At 36.2% G+C, this 24,898-nt stretch carries 24 protein-coding genes; 13 read left to right on the top strand and 11 right to left on the bottom strand.

The features are described from left to right. Positions 1-23 precede the first annotated feature (23 nt). Positions 24-2,663, bottom strand: coding sequence for a DNA mismatch repair protein MutS (gene mutS, locus MKL51_RS10635; RefSeq protein WP_057089874.1), 2,640 nt, complete (start codon positions 2,661-2,663; stop codon positions 24-26). A gap of 403 nt (positions 2,664-3,066) precedes the next feature. On the opposite strand from mutS, the gene MKL51_RS10630 reads away from it, so the two are divergent. Next, on the top strand, positions 3,067-4,407 hold the full coding sequence (locus MKL51_RS10630) for an aspartate aminotransferase family protein (RefSeq protein ID WP_017481426.1): 1,341 nt from the start codon (positions 3,067-3,069) through the stop codon (positions 4,405-4,407). Positions 4,408-4,557: 150 nt separating this feature from the next. On the opposite strand, the gene qhpR is transcribed toward MKL51_RS10630, so the two are convergent. The 3 genes from qhpR to MKL51_RS10615 form a co-directional block, all read right to left on the bottom strand. Continuing rightward, positions 4,558-5,592: an AraC-like transcriptional regulator QhpR gene (gene qhpR / locus MKL51_RS10625; protein WP_031945045.1), complete on the bottom strand. Its 1,035-nt coding sequence runs from the start codon at positions 5,590-5,592 to the stop codon at positions 4,558-4,560. Between the two features lie 308 nt (positions 5,593-5,900). Further along, the gene (locus tag MKL51_RS10620; protein WP_017481428.1) at positions 5,901-7,226 is read right to left on the bottom strand and encodes a phosphoserine phosphatase; all 1,326 of its coding nucleotides are present in this window, start codon (positions 7,224-7,226) and stop codon (positions 5,901-5,903) included. Positions 7,227-7,300: 74 nt separating this feature from the next. Next, positions 7,301-8,302 (bottom strand): phosphotransferase enzyme family protein, encoded by a 1,002-nt coding sequence (locus MKL51_RS10615; RefSeq protein ID WP_017481429.1) that lies wholly within the window; start codon positions 8,300-8,302, stop codon positions 7,301-7,303. Positions 8,303-8,483: 181 nt separating this feature from the next. On the opposite strand from MKL51_RS10615, the gene eat reads away from it, so the two are divergent. Further along, a complete protein-coding gene (gene eat, locus MKL51_RS10610; RefSeq protein WP_017481430.1) occupies positions 8,484-9,899 on the top strand; it encodes an ethanolamine permease in 1,416 nt (471 codons plus the stop codon). Positions 9,900-9,987: 88 nt separating this feature from the next. Here the strand turns inward: eat and MKL51_RS10605 are convergent, their stop codons facing one another. Further along, positions 9,988-10,455 (bottom strand): Lrp/AsnC family transcriptional regulator, encoded by a 468-nt coding sequence (locus MKL51_RS10605; RefSeq protein ID WP_002115807.1) that lies wholly within the window; start codon positions 10,453-10,455, stop codon positions 9,988-9,990. A gap of 118 nt (positions 10,456-10,573) precedes the next feature. Here MKL51_RS10605 and MKL51_RS10600 point away from each other — a divergent pair, with 118 nt between their 5' ends. Together MKL51_RS10600 and MKL51_RS10595 are read left to right on the top strand one after the other, a co-directional pair. Next, positions 10,574-11,449, top strand: coding sequence for an EamA family transporter (locus MKL51_RS10600; RefSeq protein WP_017481431.1), 876 nt, complete (start codon positions 10,574-10,576; stop codon positions 11,447-11,449). Between the two features lie 184 nt (positions 11,450-11,633). Next, positions 11,634-12,260, top strand: a complete 627-nt coding sequence (locus tag MKL51_RS10595; RefSeq protein ID WP_017481432.1) for a hypothetical protein — start codon at positions 11,634-11,636, stop codon at positions 12,258-12,260. Positions 12,261-12,418: 158 nt separating this feature from the next. On the opposite strand, the gene MKL51_RS10590 is transcribed toward MKL51_RS10595, so the two are convergent. The 3 genes from MKL51_RS10590 to MKL51_RS10580 form a co-directional block, all read right to left on the bottom strand. Then, positions 12,419-12,652, bottom strand: coding sequence for a hypothetical protein (locus MKL51_RS10590; RefSeq protein ID WP_017481433.1), 234 nt, complete (start codon positions 12,650-12,652; stop codon positions 12,419-12,421). A gap of 341 nt (positions 12,653-12,993) precedes the next feature. After that, the gene (locus MKL51_RS10585) at positions 12,994-13,110 is read right to left on the bottom strand and encodes a hypothetical protein (protein ID WP_107908818.1); all 117 of its coding nucleotides are present in this window, start codon (positions 13,108-13,110) and stop codon (positions 12,994-12,996) included. A 175-nt stretch (positions 13,111-13,285) separates the two neighbouring features. After that, on the bottom strand, positions 13,286-13,438 hold the full coding sequence (locus MKL51_RS10580; protein ID WP_014206273.1) for a hypothetical protein: 153 nt from the start codon (positions 13,436-13,438) through the stop codon (positions 13,286-13,288). A gap of 383 nt (positions 13,439-13,821) precedes the next feature. On the opposite strand from MKL51_RS10580, the gene MKL51_RS10575 reads away from it, so the two are divergent. From MKL51_RS10575 to MKL51_RS10565, 3 genes are all read left to right on the top strand, one after another. Beyond that, positions 13,822-14,142, top strand: a complete 321-nt coding sequence (locus tag MKL51_RS10575) for a hypothetical protein (protein WP_017481434.1) — start codon at positions 13,822-13,824, stop codon at positions 14,140-14,142. A gap of 230 nt (positions 14,143-14,372) precedes the next feature. Then, positions 14,373-14,582 carry a cold-shock protein gene (locus MKL51_RS10570; protein ID WP_014206275.1) on the top strand — a complete coding sequence of 70 codons (210 nt, stop codon included), beginning with the start codon at positions 14,373-14,375 and terminating at the stop codon, positions 14,580-14,582. Positions 14,583-14,753: 171 nt separating this feature from the next. Then, positions 14,754-14,942 carry a hypothetical protein gene (locus MKL51_RS10565; protein ID WP_080612931.1) on the top strand — a complete coding sequence of 63 codons (189 nt, stop codon included), beginning with the start codon at positions 14,754-14,756 and terminating at the stop codon, positions 14,940-14,942. A gap of 250 nt (positions 14,943-15,192) precedes the next feature. Here MKL51_RS10565 and MKL51_RS10560 read toward each other — a convergent pair whose 3' ends face one another. Next, positions 15,193-16,083, bottom strand: coding sequence for an AraC family transcriptional regulator (locus MKL51_RS10560; RefSeq protein ID WP_017481436.1), 891 nt, complete (start codon positions 16,081-16,083; stop codon positions 15,193-15,195). A 200-nt stretch (positions 16,084-16,283) separates the two neighbouring features. Between MKL51_RS10560 and MKL51_RS10555 the strand changes: the two genes are divergently transcribed. From MKL51_RS10555 to MKL51_RS10530, 5 genes are all read left to right on the top strand, one after another. Beyond that, a complete protein-coding gene (locus tag MKL51_RS10555) occupies positions 16,284-16,976 on the top strand; it encodes an alpha/beta hydrolase (RefSeq protein ID WP_017481437.1) in 693 nt (230 codons plus the stop codon). A gap of 759 nt (positions 16,977-17,735) precedes the next feature. Continuing rightward, entirely contained in the window at positions 17,736-18,299 is a 564-nt protein-coding gene (locus MKL51_RS10550) for a TetR/AcrR family transcriptional regulator (protein WP_017481440.1), read from the top strand. Positions 18,300-18,615: 316 nt separating this feature from the next. After that, entirely contained in the window at positions 18,616-19,680 is a 1,065-nt protein-coding gene (locus tag MKL51_RS10545) for a catalase family peroxidase (RefSeq protein ID WP_017481441.1), read from the top strand. A gap of 12 nt (positions 19,681-19,692) precedes the next feature. Beyond that, positions 19,693-20,289: a cytochrome b gene (locus MKL51_RS10540; protein WP_017481442.1), complete on the top strand. Its 597-nt coding sequence runs from the start codon at positions 19,693-19,695 to the stop codon at positions 20,287-20,289. 348 nt (positions 20,290-20,637) lie between these two features. Next, positions 20,638-21,942 (top strand): MFS transporter, encoded by a 1,305-nt coding sequence (locus tag MKL51_RS10530; protein WP_017481443.1) that lies wholly within the window; start codon positions 20,638-20,640, stop codon positions 21,940-21,942. A gap of 85 nt (positions 21,943-22,027) precedes the next feature. Here the strand turns inward: MKL51_RS10530 and MKL51_RS10525 are convergent, their stop codons facing one another. Further along, a complete protein-coding gene (locus tag MKL51_RS10525) occupies positions 22,028-22,465 on the bottom strand; it encodes a DUF2147 domain-containing protein (protein WP_017481444.1) in 438 nt (145 codons plus the stop codon). Positions 22,466-22,908: 443 nt separating this feature from the next. Beyond that, complete coding sequence (locus tag MKL51_RS10520; protein ID WP_017481445.1) at positions 22,909-23,832, bottom strand: hypothetical protein; 924 nt, start codon at positions 23,830-23,832, stop codon at positions 22,909-22,911. 491 nt (positions 23,833-24,323) lie between these two features. Between MKL51_RS10520 and MKL51_RS10515 the strand changes: the two genes are divergently transcribed. Continuing rightward, on the top strand, positions 24,324-24,794 hold the full coding sequence (locus MKL51_RS10515; RefSeq protein WP_017481446.1) for a Csu type fimbrial protein: 471 nt from the start codon (positions 24,324-24,326) through the stop codon (positions 24,792-24,794). Positions 24,795-24,898 lie beyond the last annotated feature (104 nt).

The following is a 24,898-nucleotide window of genomic DNA, read 5'->3' as shown; positions in this document are numbered from 1 at the left end:
CCTGCTTATTCGGAAGTGCTTTATTAAGATTTGAGTGCAGCTTTTAACTCGTAGAGTTGTTCAAGCGCCTGACGAGGCGATAAGTTATCGACTTCAATTTGCTTAAGCAAATCTAGAGCAGGGGATGAAACTTCGATCTCGACAACTTTCTCTATGATTTGTGAACCAGAGTTTGCATCTGGTGGAGCAAACAAATCATTTTGAAAGCTGGTTTGTAGATGTTGTTGCTGCTGTTTTTCTAAAATGCGCAAACGTTTCTGCGCTTCTTTAATAACATTGGCAGGAATACCCGCTAATTTTGCGACCTGTAAACCATGACTTTGGCTTGCAGGGCCTTGCTGAACTTTATGTAATAAAATCAGATTGCCGTTCAGCTCTTGCGCCGTGACATGATAGTTATCAATTCCTGCTTCACTACCAAGTTCAGTCAACTCAAAATAATGAGTCGCGAATAAACATAAACATTTTACGCGCTTGGTTAAGTCGACCACACATGCCCATGCTAAAGATAAACCGTCATAAGTACTGGTTCCGCGGCCAACCTCATCCATTAACACCAACGACTGGTTGGTGGCATGATGCAAAATTTGCGAAGTTTCAGTCATCTCAACCATAAAGGTAGATTTACCTGTAGATAAATCATCGGCTGAACCAATACGGGTAAAAATGCGGTCAATTGGACCAAGTTTGACGGCTTTAGCCGGAACATAGCTACCGCAATAAGCAAGTAAACTGATTAATGCCGTTTGGCGCATGAAGGTTGATTTACCGCCCATGTTTGGACCGGTAATAATTGCCATGCGGTGCTGAGCATCAAGGAAAGTATCATTTGGGGTAAATGGTGCTTTATTTAATGCTTCAACGACAGGATGACGACCAGCCTGAATTTTAATGCCCGTTTCCGGAGTAAATTCAGGGCGCGCCCAATTGTTTAAACGTGCTTGATGAGCAAAGTTTGCAATGACATCAATTTGAGCAATTGCTGAACTCATCATTTGTAGATGAGCGATATTTTCGCGCAGGTTTTCAAGCAAAGCTTCGAATAATGCTTTTTCACGTGACAGCGCACGTGACTCACTCGACAGGACTTTATCTTCAAAACTCTTTAGCTCAGGGGTAATGTAGCGTTCAGCATTCTTTAAAGTTTGACGACGGATATAGTCGGCTGGCGCTTGTTCTGCTTGAGCACGAGTGAGTTCGATGTAGTAACCGCTTACACGGTTATAACCGATTTTAAGGGTATTAATGCCTGTACGTTCACGCTCTTTAATTTCTAGATCAATTAAGAATTGACCTGCATGATCACGAATTTGGCGTAATTCATCAAGCTCAGCATCATATCCTTCTGCAATTACATTGCCATCACGAAGTAATACCGGTGGGTTTTCAACAATAGCTGCCATTAAATGTTGATGAAGTGCTTTGAAATCTCCAAGTTCTTCATCTAGTTGAACTAATAATTTAGATTTCTTCGCTTGAATGACTGGAGTTAACGCCGTTCTTAAAGCTGGAATTTGTGCACATGCATGACGAAGTTGCACCAAATCACGTGGTCGTGCACTGCCTAGAGCAACGCGGCTAAGCACACGTTCAATATCACCAATTTCTTTAAGCACTAAACGAATTGGGTTTTCATGATATCCCTGAATGAGTTGCTCAATCGCATCTAAACGAGCATCAAGCAATGCAGTATCACGCACAGGTTGCATGAGTGTGCGGCTTAATAGACGGCCACCCATTGCAGTTTGGCAGTCATTTACTAGTTGAAATAATGATGTTCCGTGTTCAAATAATGGCTCGATAATTTCTAAGTTGCGACGTGTAATTGGGTCGAGCGCAATAAAGTCTGTACTTTGTTCAAGTTGGATTGAACGAATATGCGGTAATGCAGTTTTTTGGGTTTCTTTTGCATAGTGAATAAGCGCAGCGGCAGCAGCCTTGGCTAAAGGTAATGGGTCTAAACCAAAACCTGAAAGTGTTGATACTGTAAACTGGTCACATAAGGTTTTTTGTGCATTATTTAGGTTGAAGTCTACATTTGGACGTTTAGTAACAGGGCAATCTAAATGCTTTTTAATTTGTTCAATAATATTGGTGTCGACCAAGTCTTCATCAATCAAGATTTCACTTGGCATTAAACGCGCAAGTTCAATAGGCAATTGCTCTGGCTTGTAATCTTGTTGTTGAACTTTAAAAATGCCTGCACTCAAGTCGAGTAAAGCAAAACCAATCTGGTTTTGATGAATGCACAATGAAACGAGATTAGATGATTGATAACTGCTGAGTAATGCGTCATCAGTTAATGTACCAGGGGTCAGAATACGAACAACTTTACGTTCAACAGGGCCTTTACCTGTCACTTCTCCAACTTGTTCGCAAATGGCGACAGTACGGCCAGCTTTAACAAGGCGAGCAAGATAACCTTCTGCCGAGTGATAGGGAACACCCGCCATTGGAATAGGTCGGCCACTGGCTTTGCCACGATGGGTTAATGTGATGCCTAAAAGTTTGGCTGCTAAATGAGCATCTTCAAAGAAGAGTTCATAAAAGTCACCCATACGGTAGAACAGCAACGCATGTTGATAGTCCGTTTTAACTTTGAGATATTGCTGCATCATAGGTGTGTGAGAAGATAAGTCAGCCATGATTTCAGCGCTATTCATGCGTATTAAACCCTTAAAAAATCAGTAATATTTTACGTTTGGTCATCTAACCAATTTCAAGTCTTTTAAAAATGAATGTCATTCAAGAAAAGAACACAACTGGATGAACTTTAAAAATTGGCATCCATAGTATAAAGCGATTTGGAGTCACTCCAGATGTGTAATGGTAACAAATTTGAGTTATTGAAAAAAAGAGTAGTGGAGCTCTGAAGTATAAGACCAATAAGTTGACTTCAAATTGTGGCTTAAGTGGTCTGAGGTCAAGTTTTTTTCAAGATACTTAAGCAATATGGTTTGCGTAACTTCAATCAAATACTGAAATATATCGAATCAGAGTATGAATTGCCTACGTCAGTCATTGTCTCGCGCAAAAGTATGCTGAATATAAATAGAGGAGTCATTCATGGGTACGCGTTCAACCATTATGGATACCAATAGCTTTCGTCCAGAACATGCTGCTGAGCTGGATCATGCTACCCGCAAACTGACAGATAAAAGAAATAAAATTTTAGGTGAATCCTATCGCTTGTTTTATCGTAATCCCGTGCACCTGGTAAAAGGACAGGGGCAATATTTATGGGATGCAGCAGGTCATCAATATTTGGATGTTTACAACAATGTTGCCAGCATTGGTCATTGTCATCCTGCGGTGATTGAAGCGGTGAATGAGCAAATGAAAATGCTCAATACCCATACCCGTTATTTACATGAAAATATTTTGGATTATACCGAAGAACTATTACAAACCACTCCCGATGAAATTGACCGTGCCATGTATATGTGTACAGGTTCGGAAGCCAATGATTTAGCGATTCGTATTGCCCGTGAATATAGTGGCGGTACAGGAATTATTGTTTCTCAAGAAGCCTATCATGGGACCAGTAGTTTAACCTCAGGATGCTCTCCAGCACTGGGAACTGAACAACCTTTAGATGCTACAACTCGTCTAGTTCCAGCACCTGATTATTATCGGATTCAAACTGATGATTTAGGTACATGGTTCGCACAGCAGATTCAACAGCAAATTGACGATATGAACGCAAAAGGTATTAAGTTTGCAGGTTTTTTAGCGGACTCAATATTTTCTTCTGATGGGGTCATGCCTAATCCTGTTGGGTTCTTACAAAAAGCGGTTGATGTTGTGCATGCTAATGGCGGTATCTTTATTGCCGATGAAGTACAGCCAGGTTTCGCGCGCACTGGCGATTCTTTCTGGGGCTTTGGTCGTCACAATGTTGTACCTGATATCATTACCACAGGTAAACCAATGGGTAACGGTGTTCCTGTGTCAGGGCTTTTAGCCAAGAGTGAAGTCCTTGCTGCTTTTAGCGATAAAATTCCATATTTTAATACCTTTGGTGGTAATCCTGTTTCTATGGCAGCCGCTCAGGCTGTACTTAAAGTGATTCAGGAAGAAGAATTACAAACCCATAGCAAATATGTGGGAGGACTACTTCTCAAAGAACTCACTAAACTTATGGATAAACATGAAGTGGTTGGCGATGTCCGTGGCGCTGGTTTATTTATAGGGTTTGAACTGGTTAAAGACAGAACCACTAAAGAGCCGAATAAAGCATTAGCTTTGAACCTTATTGAAGAGCTCAGAAATACTCATCGAGTTTTAACCTCAGTTGCAGGTCCTTATGGCAACGTATTGAAACTGCGCCCACCTTTGGCTTTCCAAACAAAAGATATTGATTGGTTAGTCGGTGCTTTAGATCAAGCCTTAACAAAATTAAAGTAAGACCTTCTATAAAAAATACCCTTCAAGTTTGATGTTAAATCTAATTTGAAGGGTATTTTGTTGTTCAATTATCTTATGTGTCTTTTGAAGATATCTCGAATTGCTTAACTAATAAAAAGGCCTTTATTCAAGGCCTGTATTTGTGATGTTTTAGTGTCTTAATTGACGGGGTGTAACACCAAACCAGCGTTTAAATGCACGAGATAACGCACTTACTTCTGAATAACCTAATAAGAATGCCATTTCTGAAATTGGAATATTTTTCTGTTTAATATAATGCTCGGCCAACTCACAACGGACCTGATCGACTAAATGGGTAAAGGTCAGTCCTTCAGCTTTTAAACGGCGGGTAAGGGTGCAACTACTTAAACCAATATCATGAGCGATTTTTTCAAGGTTTGGTTCACCTTCACTGAGTTCAAGTTGGATGTGAGAGCGTACTTGATCAGCAAGACATTGACTTGGTGAAGCGCGATTGAGTAGGTGCAATGTATCTAGAATCACTGTTAGTAAAATAGAATCACGTCCTGGCATAGTATGCTGGACGTCTTTTTTTGAAATGATGATGGAGTTAAAAGGCTGATCAAAATAAACAGGTGCGTTAAATAATTTGCTGTGTTCTTGCCAGAATTCAGGTCGAGTATGCTCAAAGTGAATGGCGCGTGGTGAATAATGAGGGCCCATCACTTCACGGATCACATTCATAAACATGCCCATGGTCAGTTCAGCATCTTGGCGACGAGTTAAAATCGCGCCGTGTTGGACTTGATAATCTATGCGCCAGCTATCTCCTAAATCGACCATCCGATTGAGGGTATCTTTCTGATGCAAATAAAAGTTATTGGTCATATTCATGAGTGCAGACTCTAATGTGTTTGAGCAAAGACCGATGTAACCAATAAGCCCTAATGATTTCGGTTGAAACTGTTGACCATAATGCAGACCAAAATTATCACAACCTGAAACCAAGGCTGCCTGTTCTAACACCTTGCAATAATTGGGTAGTTGTAAGCTCAAAGTTGGGCTGATTAGAAGTTCAGGATTAATACCACTAATTCCTAAAACACGATCAACATCTGCACCTTTTTGATGAATAAACTCGCTTAATCCAGAGGCGGCTGCAGACAATACACCTTGATTACACATATTTGAATCGACAAGATGAGCTGGATTGAGATGTAACATGTCAAGTCTCATGATATTTATTCCTAACTATTATTATATTAAGCAAAAGCCATACCAGTTTTTGCTTACGTCCATGATTTTGTTTTGTTAAAAGTTTTTATAAAATAATAACTTATGTTTTGCTGTTTTAAGTTTCAGGCTTGATTCTTTAAGAAGAGATCAAGAGTTGTATTTAAGGTTGAGTAGCGAACTAAAAGAAGGCAGAAAATGCATTAGAGATAGGCAAAAAGGACAGAACTAAAACAAGAAATTAAGCGGCTTCTCATGCATACAACATGTATTGTAGGCATGAGAAAATAAGTGAAATACTAATTTTTTGTAGTTTTTGCCGTTTGAGCACCATAACTTAAACTGGCCATTGAAGGTCTAAATTGACCTGTATTGGCATCGCGGCCCTGTAGTAAAAACTTAGTATTGGCTTGACCATAGCCCTGCACAGCCTGCTGAGAAAACTTTCCAATATCAGAACTCGGACTGCGCAATCGGTTGATAATTAGAACCTTCTGAGTCATTGCAAAATCTTGCATCATATTTTGATCGCCTTCACTGTCTCCTGCGATAAAAATTGGCCCATAACCATATTTAGAGACTAAAAAACGCTGGATGGTTGCGGTTTTGCCTTTACCTTGAGTTTGCGCATAGCCATGACGAAACTCGGGTAAAATTCGATTTTGTGCATCTCGTTCTAACTCCATGGCGTAGGCATTTTTTTCATTAATGTTATAGCCGATCTCTGGATTAGAAATAATTTCCTTAATCACATCAATAAAAGATGCCGAACAGACATAGACATCAATGCCATTGTCCTGAAAGGTCTTAAATAGATTTTGCATTTCTCGGTATGGTCTTAAACCATTTTCCCAAGTGGTTTTCACAATGCCTGCTTGGCCCGAAAGCGCTGCGGGAGAGGTCCATGTCACAGGTCCAATCGGTTGCTGCATTTGCCAAGCCACCGTTGCTTTTACCAAATTACGGACTTGTTGTTCGGTAAGCCCAGTAAATAAATAAGTGACCCACGGATATGCGACCTCATGATCAAACGTGTCTCCAATCGCCGCATATAGATATCTCATTTTAGTAATGAAATCGAGATAGTGTGGATCATGTTTAATTTGATCCAGAGTTTGCTTGCCTTTTAGACCGCTATAGTGGTGATAAAGCCATGTGTAGCTGGCAATAATATCTGGGGCAATTTTATCAATATTGACGGTTTGGCCTTGCTGGTTATTGTAGGTCGCTTCAAAATTTTGTGAGCTAATTCCTTTACGAATAATCTGATTAAGCTGCTCAGGCGTGACATTAAACGCTACGTGTTCAAGCTGATAAATTAACGTTGCTTCTTCGATGTCTAAAAATACCGAGGTATTGTCAAAGTCAGTGACAATATATGGACGTTTTTCAGGATTGTAGTTTGGGCTATCTTTTCCATAGGTAGCAATTAATTGGTTAAGTTGGTCAAAGTTAAAAGCGTCCCATTGACCTTTTTGTATATATTCCTTTTTGGGATTAGCGACTGCGGGAGATGTGCTTTGTAGAGGGTTATAGTTACATGCGCTTAGAGCAATCATACTTGCCAGACTACTGGTGAGTAATAGTGCTTTGGCAAATTTGCTCAGTTGATGGGTAGCTTGCATAAACCCTTCCTTTAAATTCTATAAAATTTAAAAACTAAAAATTGAAAATGAAGAAAAGCGATCTAAATCACTTTTCAAATTCCGACAGGCATTTGTCCGTTTAGATATTTTTTACAGAGACGCACAGTTTCATTGGACCATTGGTCTCCAAGACTTTGAGCCATTTCTGTTTGTGCGTGAGAACCATTCCAAGCCATCATTTGAATGCGGCGTTGCATGATAAAAGTCGGGATCATTTCATATTCTTCAGGCTGAATATGACCTACGCGCTCGTAGCCTTTTAACCAGTAATCAACCCAATGAGGTGCATTTGCATAATGTTCATTGAAGCTAATCGCAGCGGCGAGGTCATGCATAAACCAACTCATGCCGCAGTCATCAAAATCGATCACACCGATACGTTCTTGTTGTAGTAATAGATTAGTTAAACGCAAATCGGCATGAATCAGGCCATAACGTTCCTGAGTTTTGCCAAAGAAATTTAAATCTTTCGAAATCTGTGCAATGGCTTCTTCAATTACGCCGTGATCTTGAGGTCTTAAATGAGGTGCATTTTTCCAGTTTCCCCAGTGCCCATCCGCACCGATCATGGTTTCATGATTCCACACAATACGTTGAAAGTTTTCAGGCGCTTGCCATGTCTTACTATGTACGTGCAGCTTTGCGGTAATTTGTCCTAATTGCTCAAATGCAGTGGGGTCAACTTCAACAGTCGGCATATCGCCCTCAACCCAGTTGAAAAGTACCGCATAACGATAAATATCATTCGATAGTTTTAAAGTGATGACGCGCTCACCGGATTGATCTGCAATTGCAACAGGAACTTGAATACCACTCGCATTTAAAGCATCTAACCATTCAAGCTCACTTTGTATATCGAGTTTGCTGTGGTAGTTGGGGCGGTGAATTCGAAGTGCATATCGGGCAGATCCAGTTGAAATCTGAAAGGTTGCATTTTCAGACTGACACAGTAGTTTGACCTGTCCTTGATAGTCTGATGGATATTGCTTAATTGCTTGTTCTGCCAGTATTTGTAATTGAACTTGGCTTAAAAATTCATTTTGTTCTACAGACATAACCCATCTCCTCAATTTAATTTTTAAACACGTTTCGTGTTGAGATGCCGTCGATCTTATAAAAGAAAAAATGAATCAACTTGACTTCAAGTGGTCGGGGAGATGTTTTGCTGTCAAGTTTTATGAATATCTTTTGCGCAACTATTGGTGGTGTAAATTTAGTCGATAAGGCAATACGACAATGAAAGAGTCTGAATTAAGCGTAGATGTGGGTGCTCTACAACAGGACGCAGAGTATTTTGCAAAACGTCAGTTAAAAAAGGGGGCTGTAGGTTGGTTACTTTTAGTGGGGCTGGGTGTTTCTTATGTCATTTCGGGTGACTTTGCGGGTTGGAATTTTGGGTTGGCACAAGGTGGCTGGGGAGGACTCTTTATTGCAACAGTCATCGTCGCGTTTATGTATCTTTGCATGAGCTTTGTGATGTCTGAGATGTCAACGATGTTGCCCACTGCTGGCGGTGGCTATAGTTTTGCCCGTGTTGCATTTGGTCCTTTTGGTGGATATCTCACAGGGACTGCGATTTTAATTGAATACGCAATTGCACCTGCCGCTATTGCAGTATTTATCGGTTCATATTGCGAATCACTCTTTGGAATTGGCGGCTGGGCAGTTTATCTAATTTGTTATTTAGTTTTTATGGGCATTCATCTGAAAGGTGCAGGTGAAGCACTTAAAATCATGTTTGGAATTACCGCCGTTGCTTGTATTGCACTGGTCGTATTCATTGTCGCGATGCTTCCACATTTTGACAGCACACGTTTATTTGATATTCCAGTCAGCACTCATGCAGGTGCAAGTCAATTTTTACCGTTTGGCTATATGGGAATATGGGCCGCAGTACCTTATGCCATCTGGTTTTTTCTTGCAGTTGAAGGGGTGCCACTGGCTGCCGAAGAAGCAAAAGATCCAGTACGTTCATTGCCACGAGGTTTGATTGGTTCAATGTTAATATTGGCATCGTTTGCACTTTTAATTTTATTTTTAGGAGCAGGCGCAGCGGGTTCAAATGCATTAAAAAATTCGGGAGCACCTTTAGTAGATGCACTCATTGCGGTATATGGTCAGCACACATGGTTGGCAAGCTTTGTTAACTTTGTGGGTCTTGCTGGACTTGTCGCAAGTTTCTTCTCAATTATTTATGCCTATTCACGCCAGATTTTTGCATTGTCACGTGCGGGATATTTGCCAAAAAATTTATCGCTCACCAATGAAAATAAAGCGCCATATTGGGCCATTATCATTCCGGGCATTATCGGCTTCTTACTTTCTTTAACAGGTGAGGGTGACTTACTCATTTTAATGGCAGTATTTGGTGCAACAATTTCTTATGTGTTGATGATGCTTTCACATATCAAATTACGTTTGTCTCGCCCTGAATTACCTCGTCCTTATAAAACGCCTGGAGGAATATGGACATCTTGTATTGCCTTAGTTCTTGCCGCCGTTGCTGTAGTAGCAGGTTTAATGGTGAACCCAAAAGTTTGGTTATTGGCCGCGCTTATTTATGTCGGATTTATACTCTATTACTTGTTATATAGCCGTCACCATTTGGTGAAAGGTACGCCTGAACAAGAGTTCGCGATGATTGATGACTGAGTTTGATTGCGATAAAAATAAAGAGGCTTCGGCCTCTTTTTTAAGCTTTATAAGACTATTAAAACGTTTAAAGACAAAATTGAGAAGTTTAAATATTTAACTCAAAGTTTACTTTTACGCGGTCTAAAACAATTAAAGTTCGATATGTTTTTACATCTTCATTATCAGCAAAATGTTTTCTAACCAAACTCTCAAAATGAGATAAGTTATTGCTCAGCATGATAATGATAAAAGAGACACCTCCATTCACAAAATAGCACTGTTGAATTTCTTCAACAGAAGCAAAGTATTGCTTCGCTCTGTCCATAACTACAGAGCGGTCTTCGCTAAGTCGGACTTCAATAATAGAAGTAATTTTTTCACCAAATTTAAGCGGATTTAAAATAGCGCAATTTTTTAAAATAATTTCCTTTTCTTCCATACGCGATATACGTCTTTGAACGGAAGCGGAGGAGAGGCCAATTTTTTCAGAAATTTCTCGATGCGAAGTTTTATTGTCTTTTTGCAGTATTCTTAAGATTGCGTAGTCAAAATTATCTAAAGAAATATCTGACATGAGTAAATCTCTCATTAAACTTTAAATATAGAGTTATTTAATCGTTTTATTGAGAGAAATAGAAGAAATATATTGATTACGTAGAATTAAAATTTCAATCATTCCCAGAGCGGTAAATATGATGATTGAGACAAACTCCAAACAAGGCATGGCATTTGCCGCAGCATTTCTATCTTTAGTTTCTGTGCAAATAGGAGCATCAATAGGAAAAGCCCTTTTTCCAATTCTGAGTGCAGAAGGAGTGACCTTAACTCGACTTGCTTTAGCAGCATGTTTCTTGTGGATTGTTTATAAACCTTGGAGAGGCTGGAACAGACAGACTAATTGGAAAAATCTAATTATTTATGGGGCCATCCTCACATTAATGAATACTTTAATTTATAAAGCATTTTCTTATATGTCTGTTGGAATCGCTATTTCCATCGAAGTGTTAGGGCCGCTTACGGTCGCTATTTTAATGTCCAAAAATAAATTAGATTATTTTTGGGGAGCATTATCTCTTATTGGTTTGCTTTTTTTACCTATGGGCAATTCAAATAATAACTTTAGCTTTATTGGTATGGCGTATGCGCTTGTGGCTGCCGTGGGTTGGGGACTGTATATTATTTATGGCTCTAAAGTTGCGCAAGGTGGTGGTAGCTCAGTTGCAACAGGAATGTTTCTAGCGGCTTTGTTTGCCACACCTTTAGGTGCATCTCACATTATCCATATTTTTGATAGTTATACGATTCTTTTGACATGTTTACTCATGGCGATGCTAGCAAGTGCAATTCCATTTATATTAGATATGGTTGCTATGAAAAAACTGCATCCGCGAGTTTTTGGAATTTTATTGAGTGCATCACCCGCAGTGAGTGCTTTGGCTGGATGGCTGATTTTAGATGAACGATTAAACAGTTTTCAGATCCTAGGTATAACAATTATTATGGCATCGTGTGCGGGATGTTCTTATTTTTCTTATAAACGTAATACTGCAAAGCCTGTTCATCTATGATGCCGTATCTCTAAAAGCTGGATGAGTCGTTTTGAAGGGGGATAAATAATAAATAGAGCCCCCTTAGAAAAGGCAGTTTGTGTACAAAAGAATATAAAAACAGCAAGTAATACTTACTCAAGTATCATTTTAATCTGATTGATATTTATACAATATAGTTACCAGATCACAAGGATATGAACTCATGAAATTTCTAAAATTTTTAACTTTTAGCTCGATTCTTACCTTATCCGCACATAGTTATGCGACAGTCGGTGGTGGACAAAAAATTGAAGTATTGGGCTATCAGCAAAAAGAGAAGAAACTTTATGTATTAAGACATTATGAAGATGGTCGAGGACGTCTACCACAACTCTATTATTATCTATTAAATAGTAAATCGCCTGATAAACTGATTGAAGTTAAATCTCTCTATATCAATCCAAAAACACATAAGATTGATTATGATCAAGATAGTAGAGCATTTGATAAAGCTCTAAATAAAATTAAAAAGAATTTAACCCCATTAGTCGTAAGTAATAGTAAGACCGTAAAAATTCAAACATTAAAAACTCATCAGAATCAGGTATCGTCTTGGTTTGATCCTTCAGGAAAGATTACGCAATATAAAACAGAATATGTTGTAAAATCGCCGTCTTTACAAAGTAAGACCCATGTTGCGGTTCATTACACCAAAGCAATAAAAATTTCCCAAAATTATAGTGTGCCTAAACACAATAAAAGGTTGGTTGTCGTTAAATATCTGGGAGTTCCAGAAGAAACTGGTTACGACATTGAAGACTCTGTTTTACTACTTCCTGTGAAAAAATAAGTTTGAGAGCAAATTATTTTCTTGGTTCAAAGCCGCAGCAGTAGGGCATCACTATCTAGATGTTTACAACAATATTGCCGGCATTGGTCATTGTCATTTTGCGGTCATTGAAGCGCTAAATAAGCACAAGGAAATATTCACTTGTTACTTAGATTGATTCATTCAAGGTCGAGTTGGTCGTCATCTTTGGTGACTTTAATTTTTAACTTCTTATATTTTCGTTTATTAGGGTCAATTGCTGAATTTATAACTTCATCTGAAAAAGCTGAACATAACATCAATTTTGCGTATGCTCGGTAACCTATCAAAATTCTTCGTAGTGGGTAGTCTGTTCTTGTAGAGTAATAGTCGATTCTGGAGTTCAGTTCTTGTAGCAGAGTCTGCTGTAACATTAGAAAAATTTCTGTAAGAGGTGTATGCAGCATATAGTGATTTATCAACGGTAAGAAGAATTATTTTGAAAATGTTATAAATTTTAGTTAAATCAATATTCATATTACATATCAAAGTATTTTAGATATGCAAAATATATATTTATTCTCTTTAAATTTAAGGAGATATGCTGCAAACATAAATTTTTTGATGGTGCTGTAAATATAATAGTAACAACTCTTTTTAAAGCCATAGTGCACTATGTGTTATAGTCAATTTCGATTAATTATTGGCATTAAAATGGATATCTGTATTGGCGGTATACTTGATGGGAAAAAAAGAAAAGACGATCAAAATCATTTCAGAGTAGATAGTCATTATTCTGATCATGGCTCTGAATATAATAAAGAGCATTTTCATCTACATGGGCAGCTTCATACATTTTGGATAAGTGAAGAGATTGATTTTTGCGATGCACAAAGAAGAGTTGAATTAATATTAAATAAAAGATTGGAACTTGTTTAAGTTAAAATAAATATATGTAGTAGTGTATTTTTAGATTAAATTTAGAAAATTTTGAATAAAATGTTTTAATTAATATAATGTTAAACAAAAGCTCTATTTAATATAGAGCTTTTGAGCTATCAATTATTTTATTCCTTTTTTGCTTCATCGTTATTTTCTGTAGGATTATTTTCTTCTTCAGGCGATTGTACAGGTTTTTCAGTTTTATCCTCATCAGGTTGCGCATTAGAATCATTTTGGTTTTGTGTGGTTTTTTTTGAAAATTCTTTGAAATCAGACATTTTAAACTTCTTAATAATAGTAAGGAAGCTTTATCGTAGGCCTTTAATTCGCTTACATTGCAGTAATTGTAGGAACTCTATGTAGAGATATGTGCCTAAAAGTGTTTAATTCTCGACATAATGTTTCTTTGAACCAAATAGACTGTTGATATATAAATAGAAGGGTATTTTAAATAAATACAAGAGTTAACATATAACGGAATATCTATTGTTTTTAAAAGTTTTTTAATAATTATGTCTTACTTAAACATATTATTTAACACGCTTAATTGAAAATAATATTATATTAAAGTAAAGGGCAGGTCTATAAATATATTTATACAACATAAAAATACAGTTTTACATGCATACTCAGTCAAATTAACTAAAAAAATGAGGGAAATATGGATGTTGAAATGAAAAAATATTTTGATGTGGCTGAAAGTGTTTACAATAATATTCACTTTAAAAATCAGTCATCTAAGGATTTAATTGACTGTCTAAATAGACTGTTAATTGAAATTAAAAAAGAAGCAGCTATAAACAATTTACAATTAAAATATCCTATTATTGATTTTGAAAGTTGTTTAAATAGGCCAATGAAAGAGCGTATTGTTAAAATTGATTTAAGTCTTCTCCCTAATTTTGATAATGAACATGAATTTATTCTTTGGTTGGCGGGTTTTGTGAAAAGTATTTCTGTATCTAGGAGTTATTATTTTTAAATAACGGTACGAAAATAAATATTTTTTAAATGTGTTGTATAAATATTTATTTGGCGTATACTCAATTTAACTAGAAAAAAAGACTTATTAGTAAATCCTCTTTTAGTATCGTAGTTTTATTCATAATCCTTCGTTTTTTTAAGATCTTAAGCTCAATTCGTTATTATTTTTTCAAAGTTTAATGAGTCATGAAATGTGGCTTTATATTATTAAAAATCAAAGGATATATTATGTCTAATACAGCAATCGGTACAGTGAAATGGTTTAATGAAACTAAAGGTTTTGGTTTTATTCAACAAGATACAGGCCCAGACGTTTTTGCACATTTTAAAGAAATCAGTAGTTCAGGGTTTAAAACCTTATATGAAGGTCAACGTGTTAGTTTTAATATAGCTCAGGGACAAAAAGGTCTTACAGCTACTAATATTATTGCCCAATAATATTTTAAAAATAAAAAAAGCATCTTAGGTGCTTTTTTTTGTTTGATATATCAATAGGATATAATTTGGTACATTTTTCTGATATTTAAAGTAAAAAAAGAGATCATAATAATTATATTAATAATAAGAAGGACAAATGAGATGGAACTTAGAGCCGTAAAAATGCATAAAATGTTTAGAGATTTTCATGAAGAAAAGGAGCGTGGCTATATAGGGGAATATGATGAAAAACATAACCTTGTAGCAATATATAATACGTTTAAAGAAAAAATGCAGAAAATAGAAGGAACTTATCAATGGGTTTTACCTTCATCGGGTGAGGTATTTTTTGTTGAGGAAGATCCGCTCTATGTTCGTTAATTAATTTTCCCGTCTAAAAAAATCGATAATTTATAAATCAAAGTCCTCTAATGAGGACTTTTTCATATTTCACTCAAGGTATCTTTAATAATTCTAAAAGCAGGTGACATCAATCTACGGCTGGTATAAAACAAATATGTTTTTAGCATTTCCTATTTTTCGACAAAACTAAATTCTGACCTCTATTGTAAAAAATTAAGGTATAGCTTTTTAGTGTTTTATTATTTTAGGTTAGAAATTTTCCTTTCTATTACTTAGCTTTAGTTTCCGACATTTCTCTAAATTTTTTTGGGCTATAACCATAAGTTTGAATAAAAGATCTGGTAAAGGCAGCTGGTGAAGAATAACCAACTAAATCAGCTATTTGTGAAATACTATTATTCGTTTCAATTAAATATTGATTCGCTAACTTCATTCGCCAATGTTTGAGATAATTAATTGGTGTAGTACCTACCAATTCTATGAAATTTTTTGAAAACTTTGATTTAGATTGATTAGTTTCTTTGGCAAGAATGTCTACGGTCCACTCTTCAGTAGGATCAGAATGCATTAAGAATAAAGCTTTGCTAATAGCAGGATTCTGCAAAGCTGAAATCCAACTTTTATGGTTTAATGTTTCTTTATTTAGCCAAAATCTTATTGACCATACCAAAAGCAAATCGATAACACTTGAAAGCATAACCTGACTACCTAAAGAAGGTTGATCAAGTTCTAATTTTATTGCCGCTACTGTCATTGGTATCCATTCAGCAACTTTCCCATTTCGGTCTGAGGGAACTAATATATATTTAGGCAACCCTTCAGCGATTGTTTGTCCATATACACCGTTTAATTGAAAAACACATGTAATGACAGATGGTTCTATAGCTTTATCTTCTATAATTTCAATAGAATGCTTAAATCTCGAAGGAATAACGATAATATCCCCATCGTTTACAGTTTCATTTATTTGTTGTTCATCACTTTTAATTTTAAAACTACTTCCTTGAAATATATGGATATAAGAAAAATTATTATTCAGAAAAACAATATTTTTATTTTGATAATTTTCAACTTGATAAATTTTTCCTGTTATTTTTGCTTTTTTATAAATATCAAAAAATATATCAGTTAATTTATTTAAATCTTGTTCACTATCCATCTCACTACATCTCATCAAAAAAAATGTTTCTGCAAAAAAATATGCTGTTTTGGTAATTGTGAAAAGTAGTTTTATAGCAAATAATCATTTTACGAAGATTTTATAGTTTGATATTTGATCAGGTTGTTTAAACTTCATGTGTGAATATTTCTAATTTAATTTATTGATTTCAATGTCATAGCTAAAGCTAGGAGAAAACAATGAGTAATAAACCAACAATTATATTAGTACATGGCTTTTGGGGAGGCGCTGCTCACTGGAGTAAAGTTATTATTGAACTTTCCCATAGAGGTTTTACCTCATTACAAGCAGTTGAATTGCCTTTAACTTCACTAGCTGATGATGTTGAACGTACAAAGAAAATGATAGCTCAGATTGATGGTGACGTAATTTTAGTTGGGCACTCTTATGGAGGTGCTGTTATTACTGAAGCTGGTAACCTTCCAAATGTAGTTGGTCTAGTCTATATAGCAGCGTTTGCTCCTGATACAAATGAGAGTCCAGGGGAGATTACGCAAAAGCATCTACCTGTCGCTGCTCCTAATTTATCACCAGATAGTGATGGTTACCTTTGGCTTAAAGCAGACAAATTTCATGAAAGCTTCTGTCAAGACTTAACAGAAGATGAAGGTCTAGTGATGGGAGTAACACAAAAAGCTCCGTTAGCAAGCACCTTCGGCGACACGATTTCATCACCCGCTTGGAAAACTAAACCTTCTTGGTATCAAATTTCTACTCATGATCGAATGATTAGTCCAGAAAATCAAGAGCTTATGTCTTCTAGGTTAAATGCTAAAAAAGTTATTTCTTTAGATGCGAGCCATGCTTCATTAGCTTCCAAGCCAGTTGAAGTTGCGGATTTAATAGATGAAGCTGTTTCTTTCTTTAATTAATAAAGTTAATAAATTTAGATAGATAAATAAATTAAGAAGTTAAGAAAATAATAATTTTTTTAACTTCTATTTCATTATAAATATAAGTTCATCTCATAAGAGTCACCTCTAGCAATGCGTATTATTGCTAATGAAAAATTAATTATAATATTTTTAATTCACCCACTTTATAAACCCCAATTTAACAATAACTTATTCATTATTTAGTCCTACTTTTTTAATGATCTATTTTAAAACAAATGGCATTTTGTGTGCTTGACTGCAAAAGGGTTGGACACTATCCTTTGCCTGCTGGCCTACATCGCCAGTCGGTTTTGACGGACCGTATCATAGAAGCATTAAAGGTTTTATATCTTTAGTGTCTAGCCCCTCGTGCCCCCTCTACGGTGGAACGGGAGGGGGACACCTTCGGGTGTGCTGGCTCTATGACCAGTCCGTCAACCCTCTTTCGTTCTGCCACCATAATTTTAATGTCTGGCAGAACTCCCAATAAAAAGGAGTTGGCTTTGCACATCCATTATTTCTTGGCAGCCCTTGCCATAAGCTATTACGACACAGCTTAAACGTTTAAAGCAGTTTGATCGCCCTAAGGTTTTCAAGCTTTAAATTGTCACGACCAAAAAACTTACTCAACAATAAAACTTGAGATGTGCCAAGCACAGTCTTTATAGGCTTTGCTGTTCCTTTTTTTCTCCCAGAAAGGGCACAGGTTTTTTTATCTCATTTATATACAACAAAAATTTTTATAACGGTAAAACTATGCCAAAGTTAGTTCTTTCAACACGTGCTATTCAAGTCATTAATACGTCGATTGATTTATTTCATCATCACGGCTTTCATACGGTTGGGGTCGACAGAATTGTGAAAGAGTCAAAAATTACTAAAGCGACCTTTTATAACTTTTTTCATTCAAAAGAGCGGTTTATTGAAATTTGTCTGATCGTACAAAAAGAACGTCTAAAAGAAAAAGTGGTTTCAATTGTTGAGTACGACCAAGGCTTAAGCGTGAAGGAAAAACTTAAGAAACTTTATTTCTTACATACCGATTTAGAGGGACTGTACTATTTATTGTTTAAAGCCATGTTTGAAACAAAACTGACTTATCCAAAAGCCTATCAAACCGCGTTGAGATATAGAACGTGGCTCATTAATGAAATCTATAGCCAGCTTAGAGCAATCAAGAAAGATGCGACTTTTCAGGACGCCAAGCTATTTTTATATATGATTGAGGGTGCAATTATTCAGCTTTTAAGTTCAGAACAGAAAGATGAGAGAGAAAGGGTGTTAGATTGTTTTCTCATCTCTACTATTAATTATCACTAGTTAACGAGCTCGCTTTTAAAAAGATCACCTCTTCGGACTCTTTCGGTCAAAGTCGGCGCTTCTAGATTCTTCGTTCTTATGCTGTATTTATCTCCATTCAAATGTTAATAAGATTAATACTAACCCCGAGGTGCGTACCTTATATGATCGGGAAATAAATATTATATTAAGGCTTATCTCTATTGGATCCAGAACTTTCGGGATTTTATTTACTGAGCTAATTTTGAACGTGATTCCATCAATGTAAGTAAATCTCTTTTGACATGATGAAACTCTTTTTTAGGGATGCAGCCATACAATTTACACAGGATGAAGAATGAATAATTTGAATTTTAAAACTCTAAAGAAGTACTGGCTGCGATTCGTGGGTATTGCTGTAATCGCGGGCTCCTTAGTATTGGCATTTGCTTGGGCCGCTGGTCTATTTGGACATCGCACCACAAGCAAAACTTTTTTGGGAGACTCATTAAATAACTTTGATCCCGGATATCGACGTGCACACGGTAAGGGTATTTGTTTTGATGGTACTTACCACAGTAATGGTGCGGCGGCGACACTCTCTAAAGCCACGGTATTTGCCAAGTCTGATATACCAGCAATTGGCCGTTTTTCTATTGGAAGTGGTAACCCGCATGCGGCAGATAATTCGACAGCAACAGTAAGTATGGCTTTATTACTTTCCGCAGCTGATCATTCACAATGGCGCATGAAATTAAACAACTTTCCCTATTTCCCTACACGAAATGCCGAAGGTTTTTTGGCGCAGCAAAAAGCATTTAAACCAGTTCCAGCTACTGGCAAACCTGATCCAGCCCTTGTTGAGGCTTTCTTAAAAGAATATCCAGAAGCACGTAAGTCTATTGAGCAAAAGGCAAAGATGCCATTAACCGGTAGTTTCAGCGGTGCAGAATTTTATGTCGTAAATGCTTTTATATTGCGGGCTGCTAATGGACAAGAACAGCCAGTCCGTTGGTCTATGCGTCCTCATGCAAAATTTATTAGTCTGACGAAAGAACAACGTGATCAAGCTGGCCATGATTTCTTATTTAAAGACATCAAAAAACGTTTAGCTGAAGGGCCGCTATATTGGGATTTAGTTTTGCAACTTGCCGAGCCGGGAGACCCAGTGAATGACCCATCTCAACCTTGGCCAAAAGAACGCAAAGAAGTGATAGCAGGAACATTGGAAGTCAAAAATGTAACTGAACAGGTAAATGGCGTTTGCCGTGACATTAACTTTGACCCAACACTAGTTCCACCCGGAATTGAGTTATCAGATGATCCGGTACTCGCGGCGCGAGCAAGCATCTATTCACAATCTTACAATGCTCGCTTACGTGAAATTGGATTTGGCAAAGCAACGGATGCCGTGGGCAAATAGGAGAGATCAGCCATGCAAAACAAATCTAACAATAATGCTCCACGTCATTTTAATTTGACTGCTCGAATACTACATTGGCTTATGGCGGTAGCGATTTTGGCCATGCTATTTATTGGTGTGGGAATGACAACCTCAATCACTTGGCGTCCGTGGTTAATCGATATCCATCGTCCTTTAGGAATCGCAATCTTATTATTGGTCATCATAAGATTAATAAACCGACTCTATTTTCCAATTCCACCTTTGCCGCCGACTGTACCACGCTGGCAGGCATTTATGGCCCATGCATCACATTGGCTGCTTTATCTTTTGATGTTTAGTTTGCCTTTGCTCGGATGGGCAACGCTATCGGCAGGTAATTGGCCTGTAACTTTATTTCCGGGTTGGGACCTTCCACCTATAGCACCCACCAACTCGACGCTTTACGCTTGGTTCCGTACTCTACACGGAATTTTGGCTTGGCTACTATTTGCTGTGGTTATTGGTCATCTGTCCGCTGCGTTATTACATGCATGGATTTATCGCGATGGCGTATTCTCAAGTATGGCTTTAGGTTCTTCTAAACCATCAAGTAATGGATCTTCTGCTGAAAAGAAGAATGCTGAGTGAGGGAAGTGATTTAGCTCTTAAGCTCAGATCAGGCGGATGAGAGGGAAAAGATTTTCGATTGTTTTTTTAATCATCTGTTTGAATCTAAAAATAATTTAAATAATAGGATGTATGGTTTGCTTGTTTTTCGTTAGATGAGCAGACCATAGCCCCTGTGCAATAAGTTGAGATCATTACTCCGATAGAATCAAATCATCCGATCTAACTTTTTGTTTATATTGTAAAAAAATAATATTTTGACTTTATTGGCATATTATTGCTATTTTATTTTACGTTAATCGTAAATTGATTACGTATTGCATAATTAAAATGAATTAATTTAAAGCATGTCATGGAGAAGGGAATACCATGAAAGAATTTGCATTAAGTGATCTGATCAATCAGCAGAAAGTTGGACGCTATCAAAAATTTATTCTGATCACTTGTTTATTACTGATGATTATGGATGGCTATGACATTCAGTCTATGGCTTACGCGGCCCCAATGATTATAGAAGAATGGGGCGTTCAAAAATCCATGCTAGGGATTGTGTTTAGTGCCAGCTTGTTTGGTTTGTTTGTCGGATCATTTTTATTAAGTTCACTCTCTGATCGTTTTGGCCGCCGTCCCATCTTACTGATCTCGACTTTTATGTTCTCGGTATTGATGCTGGTGACACCACATGTAGGCAATATTGAGCAATTGACTGCAATCCGCTTTGTTACAGGAATTTTTTTAGGAGGAATCATGCCAAATGTTATGGCTTATAGCTCCGAAATTGTTCCATTCAAATCTCGTATTTTTACCATGATGGTCATTTCTTGTGGCTATACGGTAGGGGCAATGTTAGGGGGCGGTATATCCGCCTTATTAGTTCCTTGGGGAGGCTGGCAGGCGATTTTCTATTTTGGCGGTATTGTTCCTTTAATTATTTTCTTTATCACATACTTTAAGCTGCCAGAATCTTTATATTTTTTGAGTGAAGATCATAAAAATAATCCTAAGATTTTATTTTGGTTAAAGAAGTTTTATCCCGCATTAACATTTAATTCAGAAATAAAAATTATTAATAACACTGAAGTTGAGGTTAAAAAGTCGCCGCTTGAGTTGTTTAAAAATCAGCGTGCATTTTTTACCTATTCCATCTGGATTATCAGTATCTTAAATATGATCAGTTTATATTTTCTGGCAAACTGGTTACCGACTTTGGCCAAAGAGTCAGGACTCTCACTAAATCAGGCATTGTTGATCGGTTCCACTCTACAATTAGGCGGTACGATTGGTAGTGTTGTGATGGGCCTTAAAATCGATAAGACAGGATTTTATAAAGTATTAATTCCTGTTTTTTTGGTTGCAGTGATGAGTGTTGCTTTAATTGGCTATGCTGTTAGCCATATTGTTTTACTATTTATTATCATTTTTATTGCTGGCTTTGCCATTGTTGGTGGGCAACCTGCGATTAATGCACTGTCTGCCAGTTATTACCCAGTTTCACTTCGTACTACAGGGGTGGGCTGGAGTATCGGAATTGCCCGTTTGGGTTCGGTCATTGGGCCGCTATTTGGTGGCTACCTTTCCCAATTTCTGGTCATTACCCATTTATTCGTGATTGCTGCAATACCTTCGCTACTCGTCATTATCATGCTGATGGTTCAGGCTAAGTACCGATCATAAAAACTATTGCATACATCATGCACATATTGACTGTAATTATGATCGGTGAGTAGCTACAAAGAGTTGGTTACTGCTACTTCATGACCTATTTAACTCGATACCACGTTTGATTTCGGCCAATGGCAGAGATACCAATGTATCCACGAGCGGTAAGTTTTTCACCATCTGGGGATACTGTTAGGCTAAAGCGATAGGTCTTATCTGACTGTGGGTCGAGAATAGATCCTTTGTCATATTTATTTTGGCCGACACTTTTTAAATTTTTGACGATGGTTAAACCAATCAAAGATTTATTTTTATAAGTACCTTCACACATCGTACATTTGTTGGCTTCACTTGGAACAAGTATTTTTTCGATGTTTGCAGAGAGGTTGCCATTTTTATCTTGGTTAAATCTTACCAGCGCTCGAGGTTGATTGGTTGCATCATCAATGGTTTTCCAAATACTGCCATGTAATTTGTCCGATGCAAATGAATGAACTGAATAAAAGCTAAGTAAAAGTAAGAGTAAATATTTTTTCATATCAATGTTTTCTCGAATTAAAAATAAATGGTTTCAAAGGCCAGAATTATTCATTTTAAATTTAACTTCACAATTTTCTTAGTATTGAATCTATAAGCTAAATAATATGCAAAGTTATAATCTATTTGTTTGGATATTATTTTGATCGGTTTTTTTATGCAATTGCGAGAATGGACAGAATTAATCAATTTTTAAGAGATTAGTATTAGTGTGAGGTAATTTATTAATTATAAATAATGTGAGTTTTCGTGTAGGCTTAAAGCTATAAATATATTGGCTAGTATGTAAAAGTGAGACTAAATATTCGCTTCTAAAATTTATTGAATAATGAATTTTTTAGATATTTAATTCAGTATGAGGAATATTTGTTATTTATATTTGTAAATTTTAGAATATTTAAAGACAAGGCATCGATAGATGTCATGCCTTTAATTTACTATTTTTTAATTCACTATAGGGATAATGATAATTTTCTCATTAGGAATTTCAAGTGTCTGTGGCTTTTTACCAGCTTCTGCTGGTAGTTGAATAATAGTTTTAGTTCCAATACCAGTTAACATTACTGTCATTTCTTTGAACGTCTTATATCCAGAGGCATTATATGGAGAATCAGTAATAATATATTCGGGTGGAATAAAGCTATCATATGGTGGCTGAATAAGTACATATGATGTTCCTTTTTTTGCATTAGAAAACTTCATTCCAGCTTCTACCATCATTTCAGATATACCACCCATGAATAGAGGTATAAAAATAATAAAAGCAAAAACCATGTACTTGATATTATTTATATTATTTTGCTTTTGAAGAAGGTTTTTTTGTTTTTCTTCGGTTTCTATATTATTAACTTCATTGGCCTCAACTAAACTGTAAAAGTCACTTTCTTTCTGTTTGTATGTTGCCCATAAAAATGAAAGTAAAATTGCAATTAAGGGTAAACTCATCAAAACCATTTTATCTAGGCTTGCTAGAACAAAAATGAATAGCACACCTAATAGAGCAAATACAGCATGAATGAAATCTGGTTTAATAAATTTAATTGTTTGTCGTGGAGGATTATTACTAAATTTTTTATAAATTATAATGCTTATCCATAATATTGGACGAACAAGCAAGTAAGTAATCCATAAGCCTAAAGATAAAAGACTGATTACAAAAAAGCCATAAATAATACCGAAACTAATCGCAAATAGAATGAATAACAAGCTATCTCCAGTTGTTATTCCTGTTGGAAAATAGTTCAATTTATGACAATATAATGCAAAACATAAAGCACCAATTAGTGTACTTAACTTAAATATAAGAGATAGAAATTTTGAAATAGTTTCTATTTTTGTGTCATTATTAAAAAGATTTGTTAGGTTCATGTTAATCCATATATTAGCTTAGGAAAAGAATAAAATAATTAATTTTTTCATTATATGAAATAATAGTAGGTTTATTCGGCGACAATTTATGACGTGATTTTGTTTAAAAAATAATCATTTGTATTAAATTAAGACTTATCAAATAACGGACAACTATTACTAAGTAGAACTTAACCCGAGCATATTTCTTTTTATTAGTTACATCATCATTGAATTGAGGCATTCAACAGTTTTATCAGTTATTAGATAATTTATTAATTACGCTTAGGAGAAATAAAAAACATCCACTACTTTTTAAATTAGTGAGATTGCGTGTAACTCATCACAAATTATAAAAATAATATGCAAATCATGTGATTAGTATAGATTGACACTGTGCAATATTAAGTCTTATAACTAAACAATCCTGAAAGCTGTTTCTTTAATAGGAACAGAAAAAACACAATATAAAGATGAATAGACATTAGAACAAAAAGTTAAGGAGAGAAGAAATGAAAGTCATTAGACATGCTTTATTTTCTCTGATGGGAATGTTGACAATAAATAGTGCGGATGCTGGCAATGCATCTACATCGTTAAGGGTCAGTTTAACCATTCTAGAAACTTGTGAAGTTTCCACACAAGGAAACTTGGATTTTGGTTCGGTTGAACGTGCTCAGCCAGTTCCTACTGCAAGAACGGATGTAACTGTGCAATGCAGCAAAAATACACCCTATCAATTGGCTGTAACCTCTGACAATAACTTTGAACTTAAATCTACTGCCAGCCCAGCATCTGTTGCATATGTACTGTATCAAGATGCGGGCCACACTCAAATTTGGGGAGGGATGGCGGATAAAATACGTTCACGAATTGCGACTGGAATGAAAGAAAATATTCCTATTCATGGAGCGATCATATCAACTACGAATGTTCAGGCGACCAAGTATGAAGATTGGGTTCGTGTGAATGTTATATATTAATTGTAGAAACCAAAATAATCATAAATATCAAAAACTAATTTATAAAAAAACCTGTTTTTAGGGGTGGATAGAGTATTTTAAAAAGCTACACCAAACTATGGTGT

It is taken from the genome of Acinetobacter sp. AOR18_HL (genome assembly GCF_027855145.1).
In the GTDB taxonomy this organism is placed as follows: domain Bacteria; phylum Pseudomonadota; class Gammaproteobacteria; order Pseudomonadales; family Moraxellaceae; genus Acinetobacter; species Acinetobacter pittii.
Note: the sequence above shows the minus strand (reverse complement) of the source record. Positions and strands in the feature narration are given on the sequence as shown.